The sequence below is a fragment of the Xanthobacter sp. BG11Y11_SDJG genome (assembly GCF_057364445.1).
Genome location: NZ_JBNFNU010000761.1, coordinates 1 through 940, shown reverse-complemented (window position 1 = coordinate 940; position 940 = coordinate 1). Strand labels below are relative to the sequence as shown.

The following is a 940-nucleotide window of genomic DNA, read 5'->3' as shown; positions in this document are numbered from 1 at the left end:
CGCAGGCCGGCGCGGCCGGGTGGTCTCGGCGGGCGCGCCGTCGGGCGGCCGGGGGGGCGGGGTGTCGGAGAGCGCGATGACCTGGCGCAGCATGTCCACGAAGGTGCCCGAAAGCGGCAGGTTCGACCAGGAGGTGTCGGCTGTGACGTGGAACAAAGCGAGCGTCCCCTTGCCGATGCGCGTGCCGGTGACGAGCGGCGTGCCGTCCGCCAGCGTCGCCCAGGTGCGTTCGCCGAGCAGGCCGTCCGGTTCGGCGAGCACCTGGCGGTTGATGGTGACGTCGGCCGGGATCTTCAGGTCGCGGAACGGGCCGTCCTGCGTCACCGCGCCGAGCGGCTGGGGCGTGTCCCAGGAGAGCGAGCCGCCGAGCACCCGGCCGCCGCGCCGCAGCTTCACCGGCAGGAGGTCGTCCTGCGCGTTGTTGGCGAGCCGCGCACCGGCGAAGCGCACCAGCACGCCGCCGTCCTCCACGAAGCGCGTCAAGCGCGCGCGGGTGGCGGCGGGGATGGTGCCGACGTCGGTGAGGATCAGCACCGGCAGGCGCTGGTCGAGGAAGGCGTTGATGTTGTCGGTGGCCGAGCCGGTCTCCGCCACCTTGAGGTCGGCAAAGGGGCCGAGGGCGCGGGAGAGGTAATAGGTGGGCGCCAGCAAAGGCTGGCCGGTGTCGGTGGTGGTGCCGGAGACGATGCCGACCGTGCGCCGGCGCCAGCGCTTGTCCACCAGCTGCACCGCGCCCGCCGAGCGCTCGGCGACGATCTCCAGCCGGGCGATCTCGTTGCGCATCTCCACCGGCAAGGCGAAGCGCGCCTCGGTCTCGCTGGCGCCGTCCGGCAACGTGAAGGCGGCTTCGCCGAGCGACAGGCCGCGCATGTCCCGCGCCTCCACCCGTCCGGCGCGGGGCGGGCCGCCGGCCGGGGCGCAGCACCTTCACGGTCAGCGC

General features: G+C 74.3%; 1 pseudogene. It reads right to left on the bottom strand.

Features of this window, described 5'->3' with window-relative positions:
• Positions 1–870, bottom strand: a pseudogene (locus tag AC2W7M_RS26360) (DUF4159 domain-containing protein); the annotation flags it as partial.
• Between the last annotated feature and the right edge of the window lie 70 nt (positions 871–940).